Source organism: Pseudocitrobacter faecalis, from assembly GCF_965231525.1.
In the GTDB taxonomy this organism is placed as follows: domain Bacteria; phylum Pseudomonadota; class Gammaproteobacteria; order Enterobacterales; family Enterobacteriaceae; genus Pseudocitrobacter; species Pseudocitrobacter faecalis.
In genome coordinates this window covers 2,787,018-2,813,159 of sequence record NZ_CBDDNJ010000002.1, presented here as the reverse complement: position 1 = coordinate 2,813,159, position 26,142 = coordinate 2,787,018, and the positions used below count along the sequence as shown (strand labels likewise).

At 53.4% G+C, this 26,142-nt stretch carries 22 protein-coding genes; 14 read left to right on the top strand and 8 right to left on the bottom strand.

The genetic code is table 11. The features are described from left to right. Positions 1 to 19: 19 nt before the first annotated feature. Positions 20 to 2,011 carry a heparinase II/III domain-containing protein gene (locus ACOXYR_RS14025; RefSeq protein ID WP_421355603.1) on the bottom strand — a complete coding sequence of 664 codons (1,992 nt, stop codon included), beginning with the start codon at positions 2,009 to 2,011 and terminating at the stop codon, positions 20 to 22. Positions 2,012 to 2,030: 19 nt separating this feature from the next. Next, entirely contained in the window at positions 2,031 to 3,260 is a 1,230-nt protein-coding gene (locus tag ACOXYR_RS14020) for an alginate lyase family protein (protein ID WP_421355602.1), read from the bottom strand. Positions 3,261 to 3,760: 500 nt separating this feature from the next. Here ACOXYR_RS14020 and ACOXYR_RS14015 point away from each other — a divergent pair, with 500 nt between their 5' ends. The 6 genes from ACOXYR_RS14015 to ACOXYR_RS13990 all read left to right on the top strand — a co-directional run bounded on the left by ACOXYR_RS14015 (position 3,761) and on the right by ACOXYR_RS13990 (position 10,169). After that, positions 3,761 to 5,050, top strand: a complete 1,290-nt coding sequence (locus ACOXYR_RS14015) for an ABC transporter substrate-binding protein (RefSeq protein WP_189623462.1) — start codon at positions 3,761 to 3,763, stop codon at positions 5,048 to 5,050. A 32-nt stretch (positions 5,051 to 5,082) separates the two neighbouring features. Next, positions 5,083 to 6,000 (top strand): carbohydrate ABC transporter permease, encoded by a 918-nt coding sequence (locus ACOXYR_RS14010; RefSeq protein ID WP_373300315.1) that lies wholly within the window; start codon positions 5,083 to 5,085, stop codon positions 5,998 to 6,000. A gap of 9 nt (positions 6,001 to 6,009) precedes the next feature. Next, a complete protein-coding gene (locus ACOXYR_RS14005) occupies positions 6,010 to 6,849 on the top strand; it encodes a carbohydrate ABC transporter permease (protein ID WP_421355601.1) in 840 nt (279 codons plus the stop codon). 10 nt (positions 6,850 to 6,859) lie between these two features. Then, positions 6,860 to 7,951 carry an ABC transporter ATP-binding protein gene (locus ACOXYR_RS14000; RefSeq protein WP_421355600.1) on the top strand — a complete coding sequence of 364 codons (1,092 nt, stop codon included), beginning with the start codon at positions 6,860 to 6,862 and terminating at the stop codon, positions 7,949 to 7,951. Positions 7,952 to 7,961: 10 nt separating this feature from the next. After that, positions 7,962 to 9,113 carry an alginate lyase family protein gene (locus ACOXYR_RS13995; RefSeq protein ID WP_189623615.1) on the top strand — a complete coding sequence of 384 codons (1,152 nt, stop codon included), beginning with the start codon at positions 7,962 to 7,964 and terminating at the stop codon, positions 9,111 to 9,113. A gap of 375 nt (positions 9,114 to 9,488) precedes the next feature. Next, the gene (locus ACOXYR_RS13990; protein WP_421355599.1) at positions 9,489 to 10,169 is read left to right on the top strand and encodes an oligogalacturonate-specific porin KdgM family protein; all 681 of its coding nucleotides are present in this window, start codon (positions 9,489 to 9,491) and stop codon (positions 10,167 to 10,169) included. Positions 10,170 to 10,251: 82 nt separating this feature from the next. Here ACOXYR_RS13990 and moeB read toward each other — a convergent pair whose 3' ends face one another. Continuing rightward, on the bottom strand, positions 10,252 to 11,001 hold the full coding sequence (gene moeB, locus ACOXYR_RS13985; RefSeq protein WP_113857430.1) for a molybdopterin-synthase adenylyltransferase MoeB: 750 nt from the start codon (positions 10,999 to 11,001) through the stop codon (positions 10,252 to 10,254). Beyond that, positions 11,001 to 12,236 carry a molybdopterin molybdotransferase MoeA gene (gene moeA, locus ACOXYR_RS13980; protein ID WP_113857429.1) on the bottom strand — a complete coding sequence of 412 codons (1,236 nt, stop codon included), beginning with the start codon at positions 12,234 to 12,236 and terminating at the stop codon, positions 11,001 to 11,003. Before moeA ends, moeB begins: the two co-directional genes overlap by 1 nt. Before the next feature lie 163 nt (positions 12,237 to 12,399). On the opposite strand from moeA, the gene iaaA reads away from it, so the two are divergent. The 6 genes from iaaA to ACOXYR_RS13950 all read left to right on the top strand — a co-directional run bounded on the left by iaaA (position 12,400) and on the right by ACOXYR_RS13950 (position 20,296). After that, entirely contained in the window at positions 12,400 to 13,338 is a 939-nt protein-coding gene (gene iaaA, locus ACOXYR_RS13975) for a beta-aspartyl-peptidase (protein ID WP_421355598.1), read from the top strand. An 11-nt stretch (positions 13,339 to 13,349) separates the two neighbouring features. Next, on the top strand, positions 13,350 to 15,197 hold the full coding sequence (gene gsiA / locus ACOXYR_RS13970) for a glutathione ABC transporter ATP-binding protein GsiA (RefSeq protein WP_421355597.1): 1,848 nt from the start codon (positions 13,350 to 13,352) through the stop codon (positions 15,195 to 15,197). Positions 15,198 to 15,229: 32 nt separating this feature from the next. Next, on the top strand, positions 15,230 to 16,768 hold the full coding sequence (gene gsiB / locus ACOXYR_RS13965; protein WP_421355596.1) for a glutathione ABC transporter substrate-binding protein GsiB: 1,539 nt from the start codon (positions 15,230 to 15,232) through the stop codon (positions 16,766 to 16,768). Positions 16,769 to 16,809: 41 nt separating this feature from the next. Continuing rightward, complete coding sequence (gene gsiC / locus ACOXYR_RS13960) at positions 16,810 to 17,730, top strand: glutathione ABC transporter permease GsiC (RefSeq protein ID WP_421355595.1); 921 nt, start codon at positions 16,810 to 16,812, stop codon at positions 17,728 to 17,730. Further along, positions 17,731 to 18,642, top strand: coding sequence for a glutathione ABC transporter permease GsiD (gsiD, locus tag ACOXYR_RS13955; RefSeq protein WP_421355594.1), 912 nt, complete (start codon positions 17,731 to 17,733; stop codon positions 18,640 to 18,642). 418 nt (positions 18,643 to 19,060) lie between these two features. Then, on the top strand, positions 19,061 to 20,296 hold the full coding sequence (locus tag ACOXYR_RS13950) for a hypothetical protein (RefSeq protein WP_421355593.1): 1,236 nt from the start codon (positions 19,061 to 19,063) through the stop codon (positions 20,294 to 20,296). A gap of 116 nt (positions 20,297 to 20,412) precedes the next feature. Here the strand turns inward: ACOXYR_RS13950 and ACOXYR_RS13945 are convergent, their stop codons facing one another. The 3 genes from ACOXYR_RS13945 to rimO form a co-directional block, all read right to left on the bottom strand. Next, a complete protein-coding gene (locus ACOXYR_RS13945) occupies positions 20,413 to 20,952 on the bottom strand; it encodes a DUF2058 domain-containing protein (protein WP_108474658.1) in 540 nt (179 codons plus the stop codon). 45 nt (positions 20,953 to 20,997) lie between these two features. Further along, complete coding sequence (locus ACOXYR_RS13940) at positions 20,998 to 21,480, bottom strand: cold-shock protein (RefSeq protein WP_421355592.1); 483 nt, start codon at positions 21,478 to 21,480, stop codon at positions 20,998 to 21,000. Positions 21,481 to 21,697: 217 nt separating this feature from the next. After that, positions 21,698 to 23,005 carry a 30S ribosomal protein S12 methylthiotransferase RimO gene (gene rimO, locus ACOXYR_RS13935; RefSeq protein ID WP_108474656.1) on the bottom strand — a complete coding sequence of 436 codons (1,308 nt, stop codon included), beginning with the start codon at positions 23,003 to 23,005 and terminating at the stop codon, positions 21,698 to 21,700. 228 nt (positions 23,006 to 23,233) lie between these two features. On the opposite strand from rimO, the gene ACOXYR_RS13930 reads away from it, so the two are divergent. Next, positions 23,234 to 23,617 carry a biofilm formation regulator BssR gene (locus ACOXYR_RS13930; protein WP_108474655.1) on the top strand — a complete coding sequence of 128 codons (384 nt, stop codon included), beginning with the start codon at positions 23,234 to 23,236 and terminating at the stop codon, positions 23,615 to 23,617. Positions 23,618 to 23,724: 107 nt separating this feature from the next. Continuing rightward, entirely contained in the window at positions 23,725 to 24,837 is a 1,113-nt protein-coding gene (locus tag ACOXYR_RS13925) for a PQQ-dependent sugar dehydrogenase (RefSeq protein ID WP_421355591.1), read from the top strand. On the opposite strand, the gene ACOXYR_RS13920 is transcribed toward ACOXYR_RS13925, so the two are convergent. Further along, the gene (locus ACOXYR_RS13920) at positions 24,834 to 26,123 is read right to left on the bottom strand and encodes an ABC transporter substrate-binding protein (RefSeq protein ID WP_113857400.1); all 1,290 of its coding nucleotides are present in this window, start codon (positions 26,121 to 26,123) and stop codon (positions 24,834 to 24,836) included. The two genes, ACOXYR_RS13925 and ACOXYR_RS13920, sit on opposite strands and share 4 nt — an antisense overlap. Between the last annotated feature and the right edge of the window lie 19 nt (positions 26,124 to 26,142).

The window sequence follows — 26,142 nt, the reverse complement described above, 5'->3', positions numbered from 1 at the left end:
GAAGCGGTTAATGAAGAGGTTACATCCGAATCGGTAACACGCCCGTTGACGCAGGAAGGGTTATTTGACTGACCGTTTCCCCTCGCCAGCAGGTTAAATAGCTACCTTCTTCATCCTGTCTAAGCTGAATTTCTGTTATCGGATTGGCGGATTCAAAATCCCACACGCAAACAAACTGCGCGGTTTTTTTCTGGCTGCGTAATATCACGTAACTCAGGTCGCTAATCGCCGGATTGCCTGGCGCGTTACCCTGCCACAACTCCCCATCACCCGCGAACCAGAGCGTGATTTCACCCCGAGGGTGGCGGAACTGACGGCGCTGAAAATTATTCAGCGGCGAAACCACGCTGTTACGCAGGATGCTAAGCGGGCCGGTAGCCGAGAAGGTGGACATCTGTCCCTGCATATCCACGGCCTGCGCATCCAGGTGCAGCGTCCAGTCAAGCTGCTGCTCATGCGGATTCACCACGTCGGAAACATCAATTAAGAGATCATCCACCCACAGCACTCTGCGGCGAAATTGAATGTCTTTCCAGGCTTCGGCATCCCATTCCACGCGCGTGTGACTGTTGAGCTGCGGTGCGGGTTGCCGCCAGTCTACGTGGCTGTCGAGCCAGAAATAATCATCCCCCTGGCGCCAGCCGGAAACTTGTGGCGTGGCGGGAGGCTGATTAGTCTGATTGACGCTAAGCGTGTTATGGGTGGCGCTGTTTTTATAATAGGCGTAATGCATCGCCGCTCCGTAGCCGGTAGTACCGAGATCCGGCAGGACAGGGAAGTGTTTATCCCAGATCAACACGCTCAGGCGATCGTAATGATCGTGTTCGCCGCCGTAGGGAGAGTGCTTGATCAGCACCGCCTGACCATTTTGCGGCTTGCGCCACAGGCTTATGCCCGCGCCCGGCGCGTACAGCGACGTGTCTGGAATCAGGGATGCGCGGGTTTCCGGCAGGGCATTATCCCGCCAGAGCAGGGTTTCCATATCTTGCGTCTCTTCACCGAGGAAATGCAGCACCTGAGCATAGCGGGTGTCGTGATACAAAAACCATGCGAATTCATAGACATCGCGATGATGCAGCGTCTCCTGCCCGGCGATGCAATCATTCAGGCGCGGGAAGGTGCCGTCGGGCATCAACAGGGAAAGTGGAAAATCGAGCATGTGCCGATAGTAAGGAAGATGCCACAGGCTCCAGTACGTGCCGTACGCCAGTTTTTCAAAGGCCATAAAGCCCTGTAGCGCATAGTAGTGATAATGTACCGAACCTTCGAACCATAAGCCTTCATCCAGCAGGCCATGCTCCAGTTGCCAGCGAAGCCCGTAAGGCTGATTGACGGCAAAATCAAGCAGCGCATCATCCTCCAGAATAAAGCCTATCACCGCAATCGCCGCGCCGATTTTCACCTCATGATTATGAATTTGTGGGCTACGGTGAGCCATTAAAAACGTGGCGGCCTCACGCAGCAGACGCTGACAGATATAGTGCTGCTCGGCGGCTGATAACGCATCGGCGATAAAATCGTAGCCCAACGCCATATCCAGAATACAGTTAGCTTCGCACAGGGTTTGTGCATTCATCTTGCCAGGGCCGTTGTGCGGAATATTGCCGTGCTCTTGATAAGCAGGATAGTACTCGGCGTAACGGGTTAATATTTCTGCGGCTTTATCGGCATACCGCCTTTCTCCGGTGAGTTGCCACAGCAGGCCCAACTGGTAGCAAGCCTGCGCATTACGCCCATTCATCTCGCGCCACCACGCGCTGTCATAGGGTTCGCCGCTGAATATCTGGTTATCAATCGGGCAGCGATGCTGCGTGGGTGAGTGGCGATCCCACATCAGCCGGACGCCGTGTTCGGGGCAAAAGTAGTAGAGATTCCAGCTGGCAATCCCCGTCTCTGGCACCTGCGGAGGGGCGCTGAGAACGGGTTCCAGCCCACGGATTAACGCTTCAACCTGGGAACCGCGTAAGGCTCGTTCGCGAATCGCATCCCAGCGATGAATAAATTGCTTCATGATCTGCTTATCCTTTGCATCAGTGTGCGAGCGGAAGAGGGCTGATGAGTGTGGTGATATCATCCGGGTATTTCGCCTGCAGCCAGCGTGCTTTCTGCGTGAAGGCCGCATCGTCAGGCCAGGCATGCGCAGCGGAAGAGACGTTAAACAGCGCCTTTTTATCATCCCACTTGTCGATGTCTTTCCATGGCCAGGCGGTGGTTCCATCTACAAATTGGCTGATGTAGGCATAGCCGTTGCGCAGGCTGTGATCGTCGAGGGAGAAATTCCAGATATCAACGCCCACTTTTTCGCCCAGACGTCCTAAACGACTATAAGCTTCAAGGTTAAAGTTGCTGTAGTGCCACGGGCGAGTGCGTTCGAGTTCGGCTGTCTGACGGCCCTGACTATCAAAGTGCCCGGCGATGCGGCGAAGTTGGGTTATTTGTAGCTGCTTTTTCGCTTCCTCTGGTTTTCCGCTAAACCAGGCAAACGTCGCGGCCTGCAGATCAAACCAGGAACCGTGGTTGTTATGCCAGTTCTGCTCTTCAAATCCGTTCTGGCTGGTCATCATCCAGTGCCAGAACTCGCCATACCACGCCTGAAGCTTCTGATAATCGCTGTCGGAAAGCTGTTGCGTGCCGTGCAGCAGTTCGATGGCGTCCACCACGTCAACCAGCGCGCGGCTGTCAATAATGCCGATACCACGGCCATTGTTGATGCCCGGAATCGCCTGCGCATATTGCAGGTTAGCGTTCATTTTGGTTTGCGGATTGAGGAACCAGTTGTTGATTTGCGCCACGGCTTTTTCGGCGTAGCGTTTATCCTGCGTGAAATACCAGGCAAGCGACAGGGTGTACACATCGTTGCTCATTTTGACCAGACGATTTTTATCCGTGGCATCACTGTTTGCGGCAGGATTGGTTTCGCCATCTTTGCGGATATAGGGCAGACCGTCTTTTTTATCCGGATCGGGCCACCAGTAGGGTGGGAAACTGTAGTAGTCATGTTTATCACCGCTGACTGCGACCAACGTTTTATCCATCACCGAAAACAGGGGATGCTTAAGCGCGGTGTCGGCGCGTTTTACCAGCGCATCGCGCGCCTGAACGAACGCCGGCGCTTTTGCGGTTATTTGCTGTTGGCTGAACGCCAGATCCTCTGGCGAGAGAATCGCGGGGGTCAGCGTTGTTCCCGCATACAACGAGGCGCTCATGCTCAGGGAGAGCATTGTTAAACATAATGCCCCACTATATTTCGCAATTTTCATTTTTATACCCTTAGTTAATGTCGGGATGTCTGCCAAAAAATATGTTCCGGACACCGTTGGTGCCATCACATTGAGAATGCAAATAAACACCGTGCAGTATTTAAATACTGCCTAAAACAATGTTTCGGATTTAATTTGTCGCAGTGTAAAAGAGCTTGCGGGAAAAAATGTGATGTAGATCGTTCCTGACGACAGAACGAAAAATTAGGCTTAAAAATGTGTTCCTCATCACGAAATAACGTGGAAATCAAAAAAAGTAAAAAATATAAATAAAAACAACAAATAAATAACACAATGAAAAATAAAGATATTTTAATTTAGTATGAATTTTAACCAATTTTTTATGTGATCTAAAGCAAACTTCTCCATTTCGAAACGCTATTTCTATTTTGCCTGGTTGTATTTGAAAAATGCATTCTATTAAATGAAGGTTAATATTGGTTTGGTCTGATTTAGGATAACCGGTAATACCTCTTCGCCCTACATAAAAGGATATGAAAATGTCTGGAAATAAATTTCGCTCGTTACTTCTTTTAACAGCATTGGGATTGGGATGTGGGCAAACCTTTGCCAGCACAACGTTGAATGTCTGGATTCGTGCGAGCAATGACTCAAAGAATATCTACAAAAATGAGGCTGAAGCCTTTGAGAAAAAAACGGGAGTCACGATTGAGTATTTCAATGCGACGACCGATTTTGAACAACGTCTGGCGCGTGCGGCGGCGGGTAATGCACTGCCTGATTTGATCTTCAACGACGCCACGGCGCTGGGACAGTTTATCCAGCTCGGCATTGTCGATGAAATTAAACCTGAGTCGATTTCTGGCTATCAGGATATCTACCCAACGGCCTGGGAAAGTACCCGCTATGCCGACGGCAAATACTACGGCGTGCCAACTTCCGCACAAACTTTTGCCCTCTTTGTGCGCAAAGACTGGCGCGAAAAACTCGGCCTGCCGCAGCCTAAAACCTGGGATGACATTTTAGCGATGGCAAAAGCCTTTACCACACAGGATCCGGACGGCAACGGTAAGCAGGATACCTACGGGTTTATTGTACCGGGCTCAACCACACGCGGTTACGCCAGCTGGTTTATGAGCAGTTTTATCTGGCAGGCAGGTGGCGATTATGTCGAGAAGAAAGGCGATAAATTTACCGCCACGCTGAATACGCCGGAAGTCGCGCAGGCGACGCAGTTCGTGCGCACGCTGCTGTGTGAAAAAGTGGCCCAGCCAGGGGCGATTAACGCCACCACCGCAGACGTCATTCCCTCTTTCCGTTCTGGTCAGTCCGGGATGTTCTTCACCGGGCCGTATCACATTGCGCTGATGGATAAAGATCCCGGCAAAGATAATTATGAAATCGTCAACATCCAGGGGCCCAAAAGCGAAGCGACGCTGGCGGAAGGTACCACGGTATTCCTGATGAAGGGCAGTAAACAGAAAGAGGACGCGCGTAAATTTATCGAATTTATGATCTCCAAAGAAGGCCAGGAGATCGGTATGGGTAAAGGCAGCAAAAACATTCCGGTTGTTCGCCTGCCGGTGAACAAAAACGTCAACGTTGAGCAGGTTTATCAGGACGCTCGCTGGAATACCTTTGCCGCGCTGTATAACAACCATGGCCGCTACGTTCCGCAGATCCCAAACTGGACGCCAGCGCGCCAGGTCACGGCTGACGGGTTTAACCGCATATTCGCCGATTGTTCCAGCGACATTTCAAAAGAACTGAACGCCATGAATGAGAAGCTTAATCAGGAACTGGCGAAGCAAAACGTGTTGGCTAATTGAGGTCCCGGTTAATGACACTACATGAAAGTAAAATGGCGACACCTCAACGCAAAGAGGCCAACGGTGTACGCTGGTTGACACCTGCGCGTAAGCGCGCGCTGATCCCATGGATGTTCCTCGCACCGGCGCTGATCATTTTTACCTGGTTCAAATTCATCCCCATGATTCAGGGGCTGGTCATGAGTTTCTACAAGGTGAACTTTAACCAGCCCAATGAGTGGGTGGGCGGCGCAAACTTCGCGCGCGCGTTTGCCGATACGGAATTACATTCGGCGGTGGCGAATACCTTTCTGTACGTGCTGGTCACGATGGTGGTCGCTGCTGTGCTGGCATTTTTCCTTGCGATGCTGCTCGAAGGCCCAGCGCGCCATTTGCGGTTCATCCGAACCGCTATCTTTTTGCCCGCGGTCACCAGTGCGGCGATCGTGGCGGAGATGTGGCGCATTCTGTTCAACCCCACGCCGAACGGCGTGGTGAACCATATTCTGAGCTGGTTCGGCGTAGCGGATCAGGGCTTCCTTGCCAGCAGTGATCAGGCGCTATGGGTCATTATGCTGCTGCATATCTGGAAAGCCGTGCCGTACAACATGGTGATCTTTATCGCCGGGCTCGCCGGAATCAGCCGCGACCTCTATGACGCGGCAAACGTTGACGGCGCGAACTGGTGGAACCGCCTGCGTTACGTCACGTTGCCAGGGATGATCCCGGCGCTCTCCGTGGTGCTGATGCTGTCATTTATACGAGGTTTCCGCGTGTTTGCTGAAGTGTATGCCACAACCGGCGGCGGGCCGTCTAACGCCACCGAGATGATCATGACACATATCTACAAACTGGGTTTTGAGCAGTTCGATTATGGCTATGCCTCTGCCGTATCGTTCCTGCTGTTCGCCTTCACCGTGGTGCTGACGATTTGCCACCTGACGTTGAAAAAACGCATTGCGCGTTACTAAGGAGACAACATGTTAAGTAAACGTTGGGACACGGCTGGGCGCTGGTGTATCTATCTGTTGCTGTTGATTGTATTTGTCGGCCCATTCTGGGGCATTGTCGCCACGGCATTCAGCGGCGCACCGGTTAAACCTGGCGAACTGCTGGCCTGGCCGAAATCCTTCTCGCTGGATAACTTTATCTTCGCCTGGCAGGATATCGGCGTCTGGCAGTATCTGCTGAACTCTATTCTGGTGGTCTTTTTCGGCACCATTTTGCAGGTCTCCGTCAGCGCGCTCGCCGCCTATGCGCTGGCGCGTAAGAAGTTTCGCGGCGTTGCGCTGGTGAGTCTGGTGATCCTTTCCACCATGATGCTGCCGGAAGAAGTGATCGCCATTCCGCTGTACATGATCATCAACTGGCGTTTACCGTTGATTGATGCCTCGCTGTACAACAGTTACCTCGGCATGATCCTGCCCGTTGTGGGCTGGGCGTTCTCCATTTTCGTGCTGACGGAATTCATGTCAGCTATTCCGAAAGAGCTGGAAGAAGCCGCGCGCATTGACGGCGCGAACGAATGGCAAATCTTTTTCCACGTCATTCTGCCGCTGGTGAAATCCGCGCTGGGAACGGTGGTGACCTTTGGTTTCATCATGATTTGGGACCAGTATTTACTGCCGCTTATCGTCATTAACCAGGACAGCCTGAACACCATTCCGGTGATTCTGGGGACGCTGCGTACCGATGAAAGCATCACGCCGAATATTTTCATCGCCATTACGCTACTGGCCATGCTGCCGAGCATCATCGTTTACCTGGGTCTGCAAAAACATTTCAATCGCGGGATTATGTCCGGCGCGGTTAAAGGATAAGGAGTCTGCTATGGGATCTGTAGTACTGAACAATGTCCGTAAATCATACGGCGACGCGCATGTGATTAAAAATGTCTCATTGACGATTCCGGATGGCGAATTTTGTGTGCTGGTGGGGCCAAGCGGCTGCGGTAAATCGACGCTACTGCGCATGATTGCCGGGCTGGAGGAGATCTCCGAAGGCGATATCCACATTAACGAACGCGTGGTGACCGACGTCGAACCGAAGCTGCGTGATATTGCGATGGTCTTTCAGAGCTACGCGCTTTATCCGCAAATGACAGTACGCGAAAATATGGGCTTCGCGCTGAAGATGGCGAAGCTGCCGAAAACGGAAATTAATCAGAAGGTGGAAGAGGCGGCGGAATTATTGAACCTGACGCCGCTGCTGGAGCGTCTGCCGAAAGATCTCTCCGGTGGTCAGCGCCAGCGTGTGGCGATGGGCCGCGCCATCGTACGTAAGCCGCAGGTATTTCTGTTCGATGAGCCGCTCTCTAACCTTGATGCCAAGCTGCGTACTCAGGTGCGCGGCGAAATTCGCGAGCTGCACCGCCGCCTGAAAACCACCTCGGTATATGTTACCCACGATCAAATTGAAGCGATGACCATGGGGCAGATGATTGTCGTTTTACGCGACGGTCGCATTGAACAGGCCGGTACGCCGCTCGAACTTTACGATCGCCCGGCAAATCTGTTTGTCGCCGGATTTATTGGCTCGCCAGAAATTAACCAACTTAAGGGCGAAATTGTGCTTGATGGCACCATTGCCCAGCTTCGGCTACGTGACGGTTCACTGCTGCGCTTGCCGGATGACGTTAACGTTACTCACGGTCAGCAGGTGATTTATGCCATTCGTCCGGAGCAGGTCAATGTGGTGAGCCAGGCGCAGGAAGATGCATTGGGCGCGGTGATCACGGCGATTGAAAATACCGGTTCCGATATGCAGCTGTTTTGCGATACCGGCGGTGGCGCGTTTACATCGGTATTTAAACAGCGTCTGGCAGTGAAAGAGGGCGAGAAAGTCTGGCTGCAACCGAAGCTTTCCGGCGTGCATTTATTTGATGCCGCATCTGGCGAGCGCATTGCCTGCAAGGGAGAATAACGCCGTGGCGATGAAACTCTATACGCTTGATGAAACCTGCCTCGAGAATGCGCGGCTGGGGTTGAAACAGCCGTTTTCACCGCTTCAGTTAGCACTTAGCCGTCTGGTGAGCGATGCGGATGGTTTAAAGCGGACACCACCGGAAAGCGTGGTGCATAAAAAATTGCGCCCGGCGAGCGGTGACGCGCATGATTATTACAGCCTGGGCACCTACTGGTGGCCGAACCCGCGCAGGCCCAACGGCCTGCCTTATATCCGCCGCGACGGGCATACCAATCCGCAATGCGAAAATAACGATACGGACACCACGCGGATCATTCGCATGTGCGAACGTTGTCTGACGCTAGGGTTGGCGTGGTATTTCACCGGGCAAAAACAGTACGCCCAGGCAGCGGCGGTGCAAATCCGCTGCTGGTTCCTTGATGGTGATACGCGGATGAACCCGCATCTGAACTATGGCCAGGCGATTCCGGGCGTGGTGTCGGGCAGAGGCACCGGGCTCATTGATACGCGCCTGCTGTGGATGGTTATTGATACCATCGGCCTGATTTCGCCCGCGGGGGTGCTGGATACGGACGATATTATTGGCCTGCATCAGTGGTTCCGCGACTTTAACCACTGGATGTACTACAGCGACATTGGCCATTCGGAATATGTCTGGCACAACAATCATGGTACCTGGTACGACGTGCAGCGGACGGTAAATGCGCTGTTTTACGGCGACAAAGGGCTGGTGGCGCGGATTATCGAGCAAGGATTCACCCAGCGAATGGCCGCGCAGATTGACCAGGACGGTAAACAGACCATGGAGCTGGAGCGCACCATTCCTTTCCACTATTCACTGTTTAATCTTGAAGCGCATTTATTATTAAATCGCTATGCCGAACATGTTGAAATCGATCGCTGGAATCATATTCGGGATGGGAGGGGAGTAAAAAAAGGTATCGATTATTTGGTGCCTTTTATCCGCGAACCCGATTTATGGCCCTACAGTGATTTACAGGGTATTGTCTGGGATAGCGCAACGCGTGTCCTGCTACAAACTCTGCGTGGATACCACAAAGATGCTGGTCAATATCGTGATTTATTATCGCACTTTCCGCAGGAGACGTTGAGCCTGAAAGAGCAACTGATGTGGTGCCCACCGGTGCGTAGAGTCTGATGCGTGTGTCCCTGGCCGGATAACACCTTCAGGCTGTATCTGGCAAACCGTTGTGTGCCCTGCAACAATGATTTAACGCCCGGTTATTCCGGGCTTTTTTGTATTTGCTATTCCTGATGCTAATAATTATAAATCACTTCAAATTATATATTTTTTAATAAAAATAAAATCAAAACAATATTTCATTTTAACTTGATAATGATCTCATTTTTATTTTTAGAGGAATGACAGTTCTGTTTTTTATAATTAACATTCATTCCGTGGTACAGGATTAATGTCTGCGGCATGCTTAATAATTTTGTCATTAAGCATCAGGGAATTATTACGTCTAAAAAATACTTCTGCCGCCTTTTTGTTATATCAGAGGAAAATAGCATGAAAAAAATAGCTACCTTTATTGCACTTGCTCTGGTCAGTGCATCGGCAGGTGCTGTCACTATCGATCTGCGTCATGAATATACCGATGACAGTCGGGTACAGAAAGATCGTTTATTGATATCTCACCGCTTTGCCAACGGCTTCGGTATTTCGATTGAGGGTAAGGTCAAGTCTGGCGGCGATGACCCGGATAAGGCGTTTAACGATGTTGTTGATAATGGCGATGAATATGTGGTGAGCTACCAGTTTAACGCCGCGCCTGGCTTCTCGGTACAACCCGGCTTTGCGCTGGAAACATCATCGTCAAAAGCGATTTATAAACCTTATATTCGTGGCCAATATACATTTGATAATGGTATTTATATTGCGGCCCGTTATCGTTATGAATACACCCGCGATAACTCAGCCGATAAGGACGATGAACATGTCAACCGGGGTGACCTGTGGCTCGGGTATAAAATCAAAGCATGGGCTTTTGAAGGCAACTATTTGTATAAGAAGAGTGAAGACTATAATCGCTTTAATAACGGCAAAGACGATTACGAGTTGAACTTAAAAGTGGCTTACAGCATTGATAAAAACTGGAAGCCTTATGTGGAGTTGGGCAACGTCTCCGTGCGTTCGACAACCGACGAACGTCAGACGCGTTATCGTGTTGGGTTGCAATACACATTCTAAAGCTGAATGCGTTGCCTGATGGCGCTGCGCTTTGTTTGCCGGGTAAGGCGTAGCCGCCACCCGGCAAACAGATCGCACCCTGTTACCCGCAAACCTCACACCCCGGATGGCGCATCAGCTTCATTTCGCGGAACTGACAGGTCATCGCGTCATACATCACGATTTTCCCGGCGGCAGGCGTACCGTAGTGGGCGAGCACTTTAATCGCTTCCATCGCCTGTAAGGAGCCAATCACGCCAATCAGCGGCGACATCACGCCCGCTTCTACACAGGTCAGGGCATTTTCGCCGAACAGTCGGCTCAGGCAACGGTAACACGGTTCGCCGTCCTGCCAGGTGAAGACGCTGATTTGCCCCTCCATACGAATGGCGGCACCGGAAACCAGCGGCGTTTTATGGCGGAAGCAGCCGGCATTAAGCTGATTGCGCACCGCGACATTGTCGGTGCAATCGAGCACCAGATCGTGTTGTGCGATCAACGCCCACAGCGCGTCGTCGTCGAGCATCGCGTTATGCGTCACCAGATGCGTATGCGGGTTTATCCGCGCCAGCGCATCACGCGCAGAATCGACCTTTGGCTGACCAATGGTGGCGTCGCTGTGCAGTGTCTGGCGCTGAAGGTTGGAGAGCGCCACGGTGTCGAAATCAACCAGCGTTAATTGCCCGATACCGGCGGCAGCCAGATACTGCGTCGCCGCGCAGCCCAGCCCGCCGAGGCCGACGACCAGCACTTTCGCTTCTTTCAGCCGTTCCTGCCCGTCGAAATCAAAGCCGCGCAGAATGATTTGCCGGTTGTAGCGCATCATCTCCGCATCGCTGAGTTCCGCTGCCATCACAGGCCTCCCAGCAGATGATTAAACGGTTCCACTTCAACCCATTCGCCTGCTTCTACGTGACCGCGTTCGCGTTCCAGCACGATAAAGCAGTTACCCTGACTGAAGGAGCTGAAAATATGCGAGCCCTGATGGCCGGTGGTGCTGACGGTCAGTTCGCCGTTAGCGTCTCGCTGCAAAATACCGCGCTGAAAATCGAGCCGGCCTGGCGATTTTTTCAGGCGCGAGGCGGCACGCACGCGCAGCCGCGGCGCTTGTGTGGCGCCGGTGGAACCGCTCAGTTTCGCCAGCAGCGGCTGCACCAGTTGGTAGAAGGTGAGCGCCGCAGAGACCGGGTTACCCGGCAGGCCGCAGAACCAGCTGTGGCTCAGTTTGCCAAACGCGAAGGGTTTGCCCGGTTTAATCGCCAGCTTCCAGAAGCCGATTTCGCCCAGTTCATCAAGAATGGTTTTGGTGTAGTCCGCTTCGCCAACGGAGACGCCGCCGGAGCTGATAACCACATCGGCTTCGCTATCCGCTTTAATAAACGTCTGGCGCAGCTGTTCCGGGTCATCGCGAATAATGCCAAGGTTAATCACCTCACAGCCCAATTGTTCCAGCATCAGATGCACCGCCAGGCGGTTGGTATCGTAAATCTGACCGTCACCCAGCGGCTGCCCAGGCAGTTGCAGCTCGTCACCGGTGGAGAACAGCGCCACGCGGATCTTGCGCACCACCTCAACCTCAGGAATGCCCAGTGAGGCCAGCACCGGCAGTTCAGCGACGGTCAGGCGTGTACCGGCCGGGAAAACCACCGCGCCGTTAGCGATATCTTCCCCGCGACGGCGGATGTTCTGGCCCGCTTTTACCGGGGCAATAAAGCGCACGCCGGCGTCAGTGTGTTCGGTTTCTTCCTGCATCACGACCGCGTCGCAGCCCGCGGGAACCGGCGCACCGGTCATAATACGGATGCAGCTTCCGGCAGGCCATTCGCCGTGATACGGCTGACCGGCGAAGGCTTTCCCCGCGACCATCAGCGGTGCGTCGGTGGCGATATCGCTCAGGCGTACGGCGTAACCGTCCATCGCTGAGTTATCAAAACCGGGGACATCCAGCGGCGAAACCACATCGCGCGCCGTGATACGACCAAACGCCTGAACAAGCGGAACAGATTCTGAAGTATTAAGCGGGGTGATTCTTCCGAGCATCTGGCTCAGCGCATCATCAAGCGGGATCAGGCCGGCGGTAAAATCCATGGGTAAACTCCTGGGAAAACATCGAATCCGCCCATTATGGCAGAAAAGCGCCGCCCGCTGTATTCCACCAGAGGCGTATCTTTATTCAAAAATCGAATAGGTTTGACGCCACGATAATGATATTTATAGATAAAGTTATTTAATGATAGGCAATGAAGAATCCATGGGAAAAGCAGTGATTGCGATTCATGGCGGGGCGGGGGCAATCTCCCGTACGCAGCTCTCGGCACAGAAGGAACTGGAGTATGTTGAGGCGCTTTCTGCGATTGTTGAACAGGCGCAGCACAGGCTGGAGGAGGGCGCGAGCGCGCTCGACGTTGTTACCGAAGCGGTGCGCCTGCTGGAAGAGTGCCCGCTGTTCAACGCCGGTATTGGCTCGGTGTTTACCGCCGATGAAACCCACGAACTGGACGCCTGTGTGATGGACGGTTATTCGCTGAACGCGGGTGCGGTAGCAGGGGTAAAACATCTGCGTAACCCGGTGCTGGCGGCGCGGCAGGTACTGGAAAACAGCCCGCACGTGTTGTTGATTGGCGATGGCGCTGAAACCTTTGCACAGCAGCAGGGTATTGAGTTGGTGAATAACCACATCTTCTCGACGCCCGATCGCTTCCAGCAACTTCAGGAAGCAAAATCTCAGCGTTCGATTCGTCTTGATCATGATGCACCGCTCGACGAACGCACCAAAATGGGCACCGTTGGCGCGGTGGCGCTGGACAAGCACGGCAATCTGGCGGCGGCGACCTCCACGGGCGGCATGACCAACAAGCTGCCAGGTCGCGTCGGCGATAGCCCGCTGGTTGGCGCAGGATGCTACGCGAATAACGCCAACGTCGCGGTCTCGTGTACCGGCACGGGGGAAGTGTTTATCCGTGCGCTCGCGGCTTATGATATCGCGGCGCTGATGGAGTATGGCCACCTGAGCCTGCACGAGGCCTGCGAACGCGTGGTGATGGAAAAATTGCCCGCATTGGGGGGGAGCGGCGGCCTGATTGCCATCGACAGCGAAGGCAACGTGGCGCTGCCGTTTAACAGCGAAGGAATGTATCGCGCCTGGGCCTATGCGGGCGACACGCCAACCATCGGCATTTATCGGGAATAAGGAGGCATTGCTTGCCGCACGCTGAACACCTCGATGCACAGAATGTCCTGAGCGTTCAGGATCTCTGCGTGACCTTCGGCCAACAGCAGGCCGTTCGCCAGCTCAGCTTTAACCTTAAACGGGGCGAGACGCTGGCGATCGTCGGCGAATCGGGATCCGGGAAATCCGTGACCGCATTGGCGCTGATGCGCCTGCTGGAGCTGGAAAACGCCCGCGTGCGCAGTAAACAGATGCTGCTGCGCCGCCGCAGCCGCGACGTCATCGAGATAACAGAGCAGTCGTCCGCACAGATGCGCAAAGTTCGCGGTGCGGATATCGCGATGATTTTTCAGGAGCCGATGACCTCGCTGAACCCAGTATTTACCATCGGCGAGCAAATTGCGGAATCTATTCGTCTGCATCAGGGAATGGGTCGCGAAGAGGCGCTGACGGAAGCGAAGAAAATGCTGGAGCGCGTGCGCATTCCTGAAGCGCAGGCGATGCTGGCGCGTTATCCGCATCAGCTTTCCGGCGGTATGCGTCAGCGGGTGATGATCGCGATGGCGCTCTCCTGTCGCCCGGCGGTGCTGATTGCCGATGAACCCACAACGGCGCTGGATGTCACTATTCAGGCGCAAATCTTACAGCTTATCGACGTGCTGCAAAAAGAGATGTCGATGGGCGTGATTTTCATTACCCACGATATGGGCGTGGTGGCGGAAATTGCCGATCGCGTGCTGGTGATGTATCAGGGCGAAGCGGTCGAAACGGGTAGCGTCGAGACGATTTTCCGCGATCCTCAACATCCATACACCCGCAAACTGCTGGCGGCGGTACCGACGCTTGGCGAAATGCGCGGCAGCGATTTACCGCGCCACTTTCCGGAATTTGATTCGCCCGCGTCTGCCATTGAAGAACAAAATACCGTGGTTGCCGGCGAGCCCGTGCTTAAGGTGCGCAATCTGGTCGCGCGTTTCGATATACGCAGCGGCTGGTTGAATCGCGTGACGCGCGAAGTCCACGCTGTGGAAGATGTCAGCTTTGATCTCTGGCCCGGCGAAACGCTGGCACTGGTGGGGGAATCGGGCTGTGGAAAATCGACCACCGGGCGCGCACTACTGCGTCTGGTCGAGGCGCAGAGCGGCACTATCACCTTTAACGGCGCGCGTATTGATACGCTCTCGGCGCATCAGCTTCAACCCCTACGCCGCGATATTCAGTTTATCTTTCAGGATCCTTATGCGTCGCTCGACCCGCGCCATACGGTGGGTTACTCGATTATGGAGCCGTTGCGCATTCATAAGAAAATGGAAGGCGAGGCCGCGCAGCAGCGCGTGGCCTGGCTGCTGGAACGCGTAGGCTTGCAGCCGGAGCACGCCTGGCGTTATCCGCATGAGTTTTCCGGCGGCCAGCGTCAGCGCATCTGCATTGCCCGCGCACTGGCGCTGGAGCCGAAAGTGGTGATTGCCGATGAATCGGTTTCGGCGCTGGATGTGTCGATTCGCGCGCAAATTATTAATCTTCTGCTTTCATTACAGCGGGAGATGGGCATTGCGTTTCTGTTTATTTCACACGATATGGCGGTGGTGGAGCGCATCAGCCACCGCGTGGCGGTGATGTACCGTGGGCGAATTGTTGAAATTGGCCCCCGGCGCGCCGTCTTTGAAAACCCGCAACACCCTTACACCCGCAAATTACTGGATGCCGTACCGGTAGCCGATCCCGCACATCGTCGGCCGCAGCGCGTGCTGCTCTCTGACGAACTGCCGGGCAATATTTATAAGCGGGGAGAAGCGGTGGTGAGCGTCCCCTTGCAGCAGGTTTCACCGGGGCATTACGTGGCCCGCGAACCGATGGCAAATGCGCTCTCGCGAGAATAATAATGACAGGCAGGGTACTTCAGGAGAACAACATGACACAACGCGTATCAGGTAAATGGCTTTTGGCGCTGGGCGTGGCCTCCGTGCTGGCGGCGTCCCCGGCGTTTGCCGCCAAAGATGTGGTGGTGGCGGTCGGCTCGAACTTCACCACGCTCGACCCGTATGACGCCAACGACACCCTGTCACAGGCGGTGGCGAAGTCGTTCTATCAGGGGCTGTTTGGCCTTGATAAAGAGATGAAATTGCAGAACGTGCTGGCGGAGAGCTACACGGTTTCTGACGATGGGCTGAACTATACGATCAGGCTACGTGAAGGTGTGAAATTCCAGGATGGCACCGATTTTAACGCCGAAGCGGTGAAGGCCAACCTCGACCGCGCCAGCAATCCGGAAAATCATCTCAAGCGTTATAACCTGTATAAAAATATCGCTAAAACCGAGGCGGTGGACGCCAACACCGTCAAAATCACCCTGAAAGAGCCGTTCTCGGCGTTTATCAATATTCTGGCTCACCCGGCGACGGCGATGATCTCCCCGGCGGCGCTGAAAAAATATGGCAATGAAATCGGCTTCCATCCGGTGGGAACCGGGCCGTATACCCTCGAAACCTGGAATCAGACCGATTTTGTGAAGGTGAAGAAGTTTGACGGTTACTGGCAAAAAGGGCTGCCGAAGCTGGATACCATCACCTGGCGTCCGGTTGTCGATAACAATACCCGTGCGGCGATGCTGCAAACGGGCGAAGCGCAGTTTGCCTTCCCGATCCCTTATGAGCAAGCACCGTTGCTCGAGAAAAATACCAACCTGGAACTGGTCGCCAGCCCATCAATCATGCAGCGTTATATCAGCATGAACGTGACGCAAAAGCCGTTCGACAACCCGAAAGTACGTGAAGCGATTAACTACGCCATCAATCGCCAGGCACTGGTGAAGGTCGCATTTGCCGGTTATGCCACGCCGGCGACGGGCATCGTCCCGCCGTCGATTGCCTATGCGCAAAGTTACCCTGCGTGGAAGTACGATCCGGCGAAAGCGCGTGAACTGCTGAAAGAGGCGGGCTACCCGAACGGCTTCAGCACCACGCTGTGGTCATCGCATAATCACAGCACCGCGCAGAAAGTGTTGCAGTTTACTCAGCAGCAGCTGGCGCAGGTGGGCATTAAAGCGCAGGTGACGGCGATGGATGCCGGGCAGCGTGCGGCGGAAGTTGAGGGCAAAGGGCAGAAAGAGAGCGGTGTGCGCATGTTCTATACCGGCTGGTCTGCTTCAACGGGCGAAGCGGACTGGGCGCTGTCGCCGCTGTTTGCCTCGCAGAACTGGCCGCCAACCCTGTTTAACACCGCGTTTTACAGCAACCCGCAGGTGGATAAAGATCTGACCGAGGCGCTGAAAACCACTGACAGTAAACAGAAAGCCAGCCTCTACAAAGCCGCGCAGGATACACTCTGGAAAGAGTCGCCGTGGGTGCCGCTGGTGGTTGAGAAACTGGTTTCCGCACACAGCAAAAAACTGACGGGCTTCTATATCATGCCGGATACCGGTTTTAGCTTCGACGAGGCGGATCTGAAGTAAGGTTCTGCCCCCCTGCGCGGGGGCTGAACACAAGGAGAGTCATGCTCAACTATGTTATTAAACGCCTGCTGGGGCTTATCCCGACGCTGCTGATTGTGGCGGTGCTGGTGTTTCTGTTTGTCCATATGCTGCCGGGCGATCCGGCGCGCCTGATTGCCGGGCCGGAGGCTGACGCAGAAGTGATCGCGCTGGTGCGTCAACAACTGGGGCTGGATCAGCCGCTATATGTGCAGTTCTGGCACTATATTACCAATGCGATTCAGGGAGATTTCGGCCTGTCGATGGTCTCGCGTCGCCCGGTTTCGGAAGAGATTGCCAGCCGCTTTATGCCAACCCTGTGGCTGACGCTTGCCAGCATGGTTTGGGCGGTGATTATCGGGATGGCGATGGGGATTGTCGCCGCTGTCTGGCGTAATCGCTGGCCCGATCGTCTTGGCATGGCAATCGCCGTTACAGGTATTTCCTTCCCGGCGTTTGCACTGGGCATGCTGCTGATGCAGGTTTTCTCAGTTGAACTCGGCTGGCTGCCCACGGTGGGTGCGGACAGCTGGAAGCACTACATTTTGCCGTCGCTGACGCTGGGCGCGGCGGTGGCCGCGGTGATGGCGCGCTTCACTCGAGCGTCGTTTGTCGATGTGCTTAACGAAGATTACATGCGTACCGCGCGCGCCAAAGGTGTCAGCGAGCGCCTGGTGGTGCTCAAGCACGGCCTGCGTAACGCGATGATCCCGGTCGTCACCATGATGGGCTTACAGTTTGGCTTTCTGCTGGGCGGCTCGATTGTGGTGGAGAAAGTGTTCAACTGGCCGGGGCTGGGACGGCTGCTGGTCGATTCGGTGGAGATGCGCGATTATCCGGTGATTCAGGCGGAAGTGCTGCTCTTTTCGCTGGAGTTTATTCTTATCAACTTAGTGGTGGATGTGCTCTACGCTGCCATTAACCCGGCTATCAGGTATAAATAAGTGCGACTACTTAACTGGCGACGCCAGGCCGCTCTCGATGCGCTGCCGACGATTCACAGTACGCAACCGCGCACGCCGTGGCGCGAGTTCTGGCGTCGATTCCGTCATCAACCGGTGGCGATGGCGGCGGGGATATTCATTCTGCTGCTGATTGCTGTGGCGCTGGTCGCGCCGTGGATTGCACCATTCGATGCGGAAAACTATTTCGACTATGACCGTCTTAATGAGGGGCCGTCATTAATACATTGGTTTGGTGTCGATTCACTGGGGCGCGATATCTTCAGCCGCGTGCTGGTCGGCGCGCAAATCTCGCTGGCAGCGGGTGTCTTTGCCGTGCTGATTGGGGCAGCGATCGGCACGGTGCTGGGGTTGCTGGCGGGATACTATGAAGGTTGGTGGGATCGCATCATCATGCGCATCTGCGATGTGTTATTTGCCTTTCCCGGGATACTGCTGGCGATTGCCGTGGTGGCGGTGATGGGCAGCGGTATGACCAACGTGATTATCGCGGTCGCGATTTTCTCGGTGCCGGCATTCGCACGCCTGGTGCGCGGGAATACGCTGGTGCTCAAGCAGCAAACCTTCGTTGAGTCGGCCCGCAGCATTGGCGCGAACGATATCACGATTATTTTTCACCATATTTTGCCTGGAACCGTGTCGTCGATAGTGGTCTATTTCACCATGCGAATCGGGGTGTCGATTATCTCCGCGGCCAGCCTCTCTTTCCTCGGTCTGGGCGCACAACCGCCGACGCCGGAGTGGGGCGCTATGCTCAACGAAGCGCGCGCGGATATGGTGATGTCGCCGCACGTCGCGCTCTTCCCGGCAATCGCGATATTCCTGACGGTACTGGCGTTTAACCTGCTGGGCGACGGCTTGCGTGATGCGTTGGATCCGAAAATTAAAGGGTAATTGTCTGTTTGCGTGTTTTAGCGTTGCATGAAACACGCAAACAGAGGGGGGAATATTATTCCCTCGTGATAATTACAACCTGGAATGAGGCGCGCCAGGTTATTATTTGAATGCGTATATTCACCCGCAGCGCGCTCAATACAGGACTGTTCCATAATTGATATATATTAAAGTTTTTGTTGTTTTGATTTTAATTCGCATCTTTTGCGAAGAATGCCTGAATATACGAATTTCCAGATATATAAATTGTATTTTTTATTAATATGTTGTTACAAGTAATAGAGCATTAATTGCCTATTTTTAAGCACGTTTCGCAAATATTTCCTCGTCTCGCTAAGCCACCATTATATCAAGACTAAGTATTATCTGAATTATGATGTCGCTAAGCGGCTTTTACGTTGAAAAAAGGAAGTACAAAATGAAACGTTCAACACTCGCTCTATTCATTTCATGCGCAATGTTTTCCGCGGCGAGCTTTGCTACGCCGGTACAATTAGCCTCGGTAAAAAATCTCTCTACCGATAAGGAAGTCAACGGCTTCCAGAGCTCCCTGTTTTACAGCGATACCGGCACGGTAAACGGTTTTGATCTCCCGATTCTTGGCTATACAGAAATGGACCAGGTTAATGGTTTCCAGCTTGGTGCGGCAGCCGGTTCCCACGTGCGTAACGGCGTCAACGGGGCGGCGATTGGCCTGTTCAACTGGCACGGTGGTGAAGACAACGGCCTGAACATCAGCCTGGCAAACCAGGTTGGCGTCATGAACGGTGCCAGCCTCGGTATTTACAGCGCAGCAGACGAACTTAATGGCCTGAATATTGGCGCGGCCACTGCCGTCGGTAATCTGAATGGTACCGGCGATATTAATGGTATGAACGTTGCGGGTCTGGGCAATTATAACAAAGGCCGGATGTACGGTTTGAATGTTGCCGGTCTGGGTAACTACACCGAAGGTACGATGCGTGGCATGAACGTGGCGGGCATTGGTAACTATATTGGCGGTGACATGAAAGGCTTCAACGTTAGCCCGTTCAACTGGATTGAGAAAGATATTACCGGTGCTAACGTTACCGTTGCTAACCATAGCCGTAACGTTGAGGGTCTGAACGTTGGCGCTATTGCGAACTGGAGTGAAGGTGATATTAAAGGCATGAACGTGGCGGTCGTCAACGTTTCCGAAAATATGACCGGTCTGAACGTTGCGCCATTTAACAAATCAAAAGAGACGGGGGGTGCCAATATTTCTGCATTCAACTGGTCTGAAAACACCACCGGTTTTAATATGGCGGCGTTTAACCGCACGAACGACATGACCGGTTTCAACCTGGGCGGTTTCAACGTGGCGAATAATGTCACCGGTATGAACCTGGGCGCGGTGAACTTCAACGGTGGGAATGTTGACGGCCTGAATATGGGGGCGGTGAACGTAACCTCTGAAAATGTTACCGGTTCAAACATAGGGGCGATCAACGTGACGTCAGGCAGCAGCTCCAGCGACTTTGGTGCCTTTAACTATGCCGATACCACCAACTTCCAGTTTGGCCTGATTAACGCCACTAAACACCTGGAAGGTTTGCAGATTGGTGTGATTAACGTTGCGATGAACGCCACGGTGCCGGTATTACCGCTGGTTAACTTCCACCGTTCATTCTGATTCGGAGACTGAGTGCCTGATGCGCTACGCTTATCAGGCCTACAAGGTTTCTGCAATATATTGAATTCGTGATATTTTCGCATGAAAGCCCGAAAGGGCTTTCTTTCACTGCGCCATCACCACATCAAGTCATCCGGCACTTTAAAATCAGCGTACGGATCGTCTTCGTCCTGCTCTTCCTGACTCAATGCACTGTTTAGTACAATGCTGTCCGCATCACGTTGAGCGATTTTATCTGCCACGCTTGCCGGGATAATGGCGTATTGTGCCTCGCCATTCGCATCGACCAGCAAACGGGCAATCGCCAGGCGGCCATTAATCAGCTGAGTTTGGGTCACTTTATCGACCACCACTTTTTTGATGAGGTTATTGTCGGTAAAGTTAAAATCGATATTGCCTTTGCTAATGGTGATGCGATTCATCTCAATCAGCTGTTTAACCTGCGCTTTCAGCTCTTTCGATAATACGGCCTGTTTTTGCTGCTCGCTCAGTTGCTTATCGCGCTCAAGCTGCGCTTTTTTGTTTTCTTCAACCGCTTCGCGCGCCTCGCGTGCCTGCACGCGTGATTTCTTCGCTGTTCTCTGGACTTTGGCCATTTTTTTGCTGGTCACTAAGCCCGCTTTGAGCATCTGCTCTTGTAAGGTAAGTTTTGTCATCTTGCTTGTCAGTCCGTTAAGAGTGTCAGGGGGAGAATGTCAGGCTTAAACCTTGAGCATTTTCACCGTGGCATCGATATCAATTTCATCTTCCGAGAAGATATGCGTTGTCCCCTGGAAGGTAGTGATCGCCAGTTTTTTCAGCGTGCGCGTCGCGCCCGGTTTGGCCTCACTTTTGGGGCGAATACTGTTCATCAGCAAGCCGACTGAAAGTACCGCGTTCTCTTTATCGATACGCGTATCGGCAGGCACATCTTCGCTGAACACCACGTAAGATTTAATTGAGGTAAGTTTCAGACGCTCGCCCGCAATGTAGATATATTTGCTTTCTGGCAGCACTTTTACCGCATACGCCGAGAGCCCTTTGTTGTTAGTCGTGGGCTCAAAGGTTACAGCTGCATCTTTCTTGATAAGATCAGGATTGGCGACCTTAATCACATGAAAATAGCGATTGTCGCCGTTCTCGTCTTTGATAAATCCAAAACCTTTATCTTGAAACCACGTTGTGATTGTTCCGTTCATCGCCATTACCGCCTGATTAATCGTTTATCTACTCAGTTTTTGCAGCGCGCAGTTTAATGCACAATGCCTGCGCAGACCATGCCTTTGACTTAAGTTTGGGTGAGAAAGTGTGGGTTTGCGAGGGAGAGGAGTCAACTGATGGAAGAGGTTAATGCGGCGCTGAGATTCCTTCCTCATGCTTACTCATTCAGAGTTAACGCCGCTCAGTTTTAAACGCGAGTTTTTAAACCCGGCTGCCCCACAGGTCATACTCGTCGGCGTTATCCACCTTCACGCGGATAATGTCGCCCGGCTTGACGTTGGTTTCGCCATTCAGATACACCGCGCCGTCGATTTCCGGGGCATCGGCCATGCTGCGGCCAATCGCGCCTTCTTCATCCACTTCATCGATGATGACCATCACTTCGCGGCCCACTTTCTCCTGCAGACGCTCGGCGGAGATCTGCTGTTGCAGCTGCATGAAGCGGTTCCAGCGATCTTCTTTCACGTCGTCCGGTACCTGATCCGGCAGATCGTTGGCGCTGGCGCCTTCAACCGGGCTGTACTGGAAACAACCGACGCGATCGAGACGCGCTTCTTTCAGGAAATCGAGCAGCATCTGGAAATCTTCTTCCGTTTCGCCCGGGAAGCCGACAATAAAGGTCGAGCGCAGGGTGAGATCCGGGCAAATTTCACGCCACTGTTTGATGCGTGCCAGCTGGCGGTCAACGGAGCCTGGGCGTTTCATCAGTTTCAGAATACGCGGGCTGGCATGCTGCATCGGGATGTCGAGATACGGCAGAATTTTGCCTTCCGCCATCAGCGGAATAACGTCATCGACATGCGGATACGGATAGACGTAGTGCAGACGCACCCAGACGCCCAGTTTTGCCAGTTCTTCACACAGGCTGACCATGCTGGTTTTGACCGGGGAACCGTTATGGAAACCGGTGCGGTGTTTTACGTCGACGCCATAAGCGGAGGTATCCTGCGAGATAACCAGCAGCTCTTTTACGCCAGCGTCGGCCAGACGCTTTGCTTCAGAGAGCACATCGCCAATCGGGCGGCTGTCGAGGTCGCCACGCATGGATGGAATGATGCAGAACGTGCAGCGGTGGTTACAACCTTCAGAAATTTTTAAATAGGCGTAATGACGCGGCGTCAGCTTCACACCCTGTTCCGGCACCAGGCTGGTAAACGGGTTATGCTGCGGCTTCGGCGCATAGTGATGGACGTGTTCCAGCACCTGCTCGTAGCTGTGCGGGCCGGTAATTTCCAGCACTTTTGGGTGTACTTCGCGAATCTGATCTTCTTTGGCACCCAGGCAGCCAGTGACAATCACTTTGCCGTTTTCTTTTAAGGCTTCGCCAATCGCTTCCAGAGATTCCTGGACGGCGCTGTCGATAAAACCGCAGGTGTTGACGATAACCATATCGGCATCATCGTAGCTCGGTACCACGTCGTAACCTTCAGTACGCAGCTCCGTTAAAATACGTTCGGAGTCCACCAGGTTTTTCGGGCAGCCCAACGATACAAAACCAATTTTGCTCATTTTATATACTATTCATTGCTCGGAATCGGGAGATTATACATACGGCGCGGCATGACAGCCAGATACGTTATTCACCATTTTTCGGGCCGGAGGCCGGGGATCTCAGCCAGTGTAGAAAAAGTGTTTCTGGCTCGTTTCAATTGTTGAATTATTGACCTCACGCATCGTTTTGTACAAAAAATGACCTTATAATAAATGTGCCAAATGGATGAGGAGGGAGGAAATCACATGAGTGGAATGACGCTGAAACGCAACATGATGAATAAAATCATCAATGCGCGCATCGATCTCGACGCTTATCTGCAACTCAGAAAAGCGAAGGGATATATGTCGGTCAGCGATAACGAGCATCTGCGTACTAACTTGTTTGATTTATGTGGTGAATTACGTCGTAATGCGCCACAGCTGATACAGTCCGCAACGCCGAAAGAAAGGGACGCTTTGCGGCAGGCAGGCGAAGCAATCGCTTCTGCGGCTGTGTGTTTGATGACCGGGCACCATGACTGCCCGACCTCCATCGCCGTTAACGTGGCATCGCTCGAACGCTGTCTGACGACGTTGAGTGAAAGCATTTATAGTATGAATGCCCACATCGACACTTTGCACGCCTGACCTCAGGGGGAGTTAACTCCCCCTGTTAAAGGTTTTGTAAAATCCCCCGCATTATCAATGACGTTGACTACCCTTAAGCCAAACAATGGCGGTTACCGGAGTGGGCTATGCGTCGTACTTTTCTTACCCTTACCTTAAGTTCTCTGCTGTATGTCGCTTCCGCTCAATCGGCGGAGGTCAACGTTCAGGTGTTGCAGGATAAGCTCGATCATCCGTGGGCGTTGGCTTTTTTGCCGGATGATCGCGGGATGCTGATTACCCTTCGTAGCGGCGAACTGCGTCACTGGCAGCAAGGTAAAGGGCTCTCAGCGCCCATTTCGGGCGTGCCAAAGGTATGGGCAAACGGGCAGGGTGGTTTGCTGGATGTCGCGCTGGCCCCGGATTTTGCGAAGTCGCGCCGCGTGTGGCTGAGCTTTGCGGAAGCGGGCGATGACGGTAAAGCTGGAACCGCGGTCGGTTATGGGACATTAAGTGACGATAACCAAACGTTAAAGAACTTTACCGTAGTGTTCAGGCAGATGCCGAAGCTCTCTACCGGTAACCACTTTGGCGGCAGACTGGTGTTTGATGGCAAAGGACATCTCTTTATCGGCCTTGGCGAAAACAACCAGCGCAGTACCGCGCAGGATCTTGACAAGCTTCAGGGTAAAGTCGTGCGCCTGACCGAGGACGGTAAGGTGCCGGGAGATAACCCGTGGGTAAATAAATCAGGCGTTCGCCCGGAAATCTGGTCTTACGGTATTCGTAATCCGCAGGGGATGGCGATGAATCCCTGGAGCGATACGCTGTGGCTGAACGAGCACGGCCCGCGCGGCGGTGATGAAATCAACATTCCGCAAGCGGGCAAAAACTATGGCTGGCCGCTGGCGACGCACGGCATTAACTACAGCGGGCTGCCGATCCCCGAAGCGAAAGGGGAAACCGCGCCTGGCACCGAGCCACCGCTTTATGTGTGGAAAAAATCCCCGGCGTTGAGTGGTATGGCATTTTACGATGCGAAAACCTTTCCACAGTGGCAACACAAACTGTTTATCGGCGCGTTGAAGGATGAATCGGTCATCGTGATGCAGGTGGAGGGCGATAAGGTGACGGAAGAGACGAGAATCCTCGGGGATCGCAAACAGCGTATCCGCGATGTACGCGTCGGGCCCGACGGTTATCTGTATGTCTTAACCGATGAGTCCGACGGCGAGTTGTTGAAGGTTAGCCCTAAAAATTAACGCATAATGCGACGTAAAATACGGTTTGCCTGCTCTTCGAAGGTGGTTGCAGCTTCGTCGATGGAGGCTTTACCGTGGTCGATGCTTTCGCGGGCTGCGGTGAACAGCGCGCCAAATTGCGGATCTTCCAGGTAGGGCGAGGCCGTTGATTTGTTTGGCATTGACGTCGATTGAATCAGACCCGCGATCACCGGATCTTCATCTTTCAGAATACCCGCGTCGCGGAGGATTTTTTCACCGTCCCGGCTCAGCGGCGCGCCGCGTTCAAGGCCAACCGGAAGCACACCCTCAGATTCGCTCATCAGGAAATGCAGTAATTGCGCGGCCTCCTGCGGATGCCTGGTGTTGCGGCTGATGGAGTACATCAGTGCGGTTTTCCTAAACTGCCCGGCGTCTTTTGCGTCTTTATGCATTGGATAGGGGCCCATCACCAGGTCTGACGGATTCTTCAGGTTTTGCGATTCGGCAGTGTAGAGCACGTTCCAGTTATAAACGCCGCCCCATTCGCCGTTGATCCACGGTTTCATTTCATAATTCACGCCTTTACCAAACGAGGCCATCGCTTTGGTGTCCGGAATGACGTGGTTATCCGCCAGCTTGCGATAGAAGGTTAACGCCTCGACCAGTTCTTCATGTGACCAGGCGATCTTCTTCGTTTTCTCGTCGATCATCTCTTTCTGGTTCTTCTGATACATATAAGAACGCAGCATCAACAAGGCATCCTGCTCGGAGAGAATCAGCGGGTAATAGTTATCGCCCAGTTTTTCTTTAAATACCGGGCCGGTCGCCAGCAGTTCATCCCAGGTTTTTGGAAACTCAACGCCTGCTTTTTTCCAGGTGGCGGCATTGTAGAAGAACAGCATGACGTTAGAGGAGATAGGAATGGCGTTGATTTTGCCATTCACGGTGGTGGTTGCCAGCGCTTCAGGCGGATATTGATCCAGACCTAAAGGTTGACTCAGTTTATTGAGATCGTAAAAACCATCACCTTTCTTCGACAGCAGCGTCAGCCAGTTCCAGTTGGTCTGGATAACGTCGGCTTCGGTATTACTGTTCATCTGAGTGGTGAGGCGCGGGTAAAAACCGTCCCAGCCGGTATATTCGGCTTTCACCTTGATGTTTGGATATTTTGCCTGGAATGCTTCCAGCGCTTTCATGGTGGCCTGGTTACGGGCTTTGCCGCCCCACCAGGCAAAGCGTAGTTCAACCTGTTCGGCGCTGTGCGCAAGAATGGGCATGGCGCTGAAACCGCAGCAGGCCAGCATCAGCAGTACTGATTTTTTCATTGAATAACCCTCCGTGTAA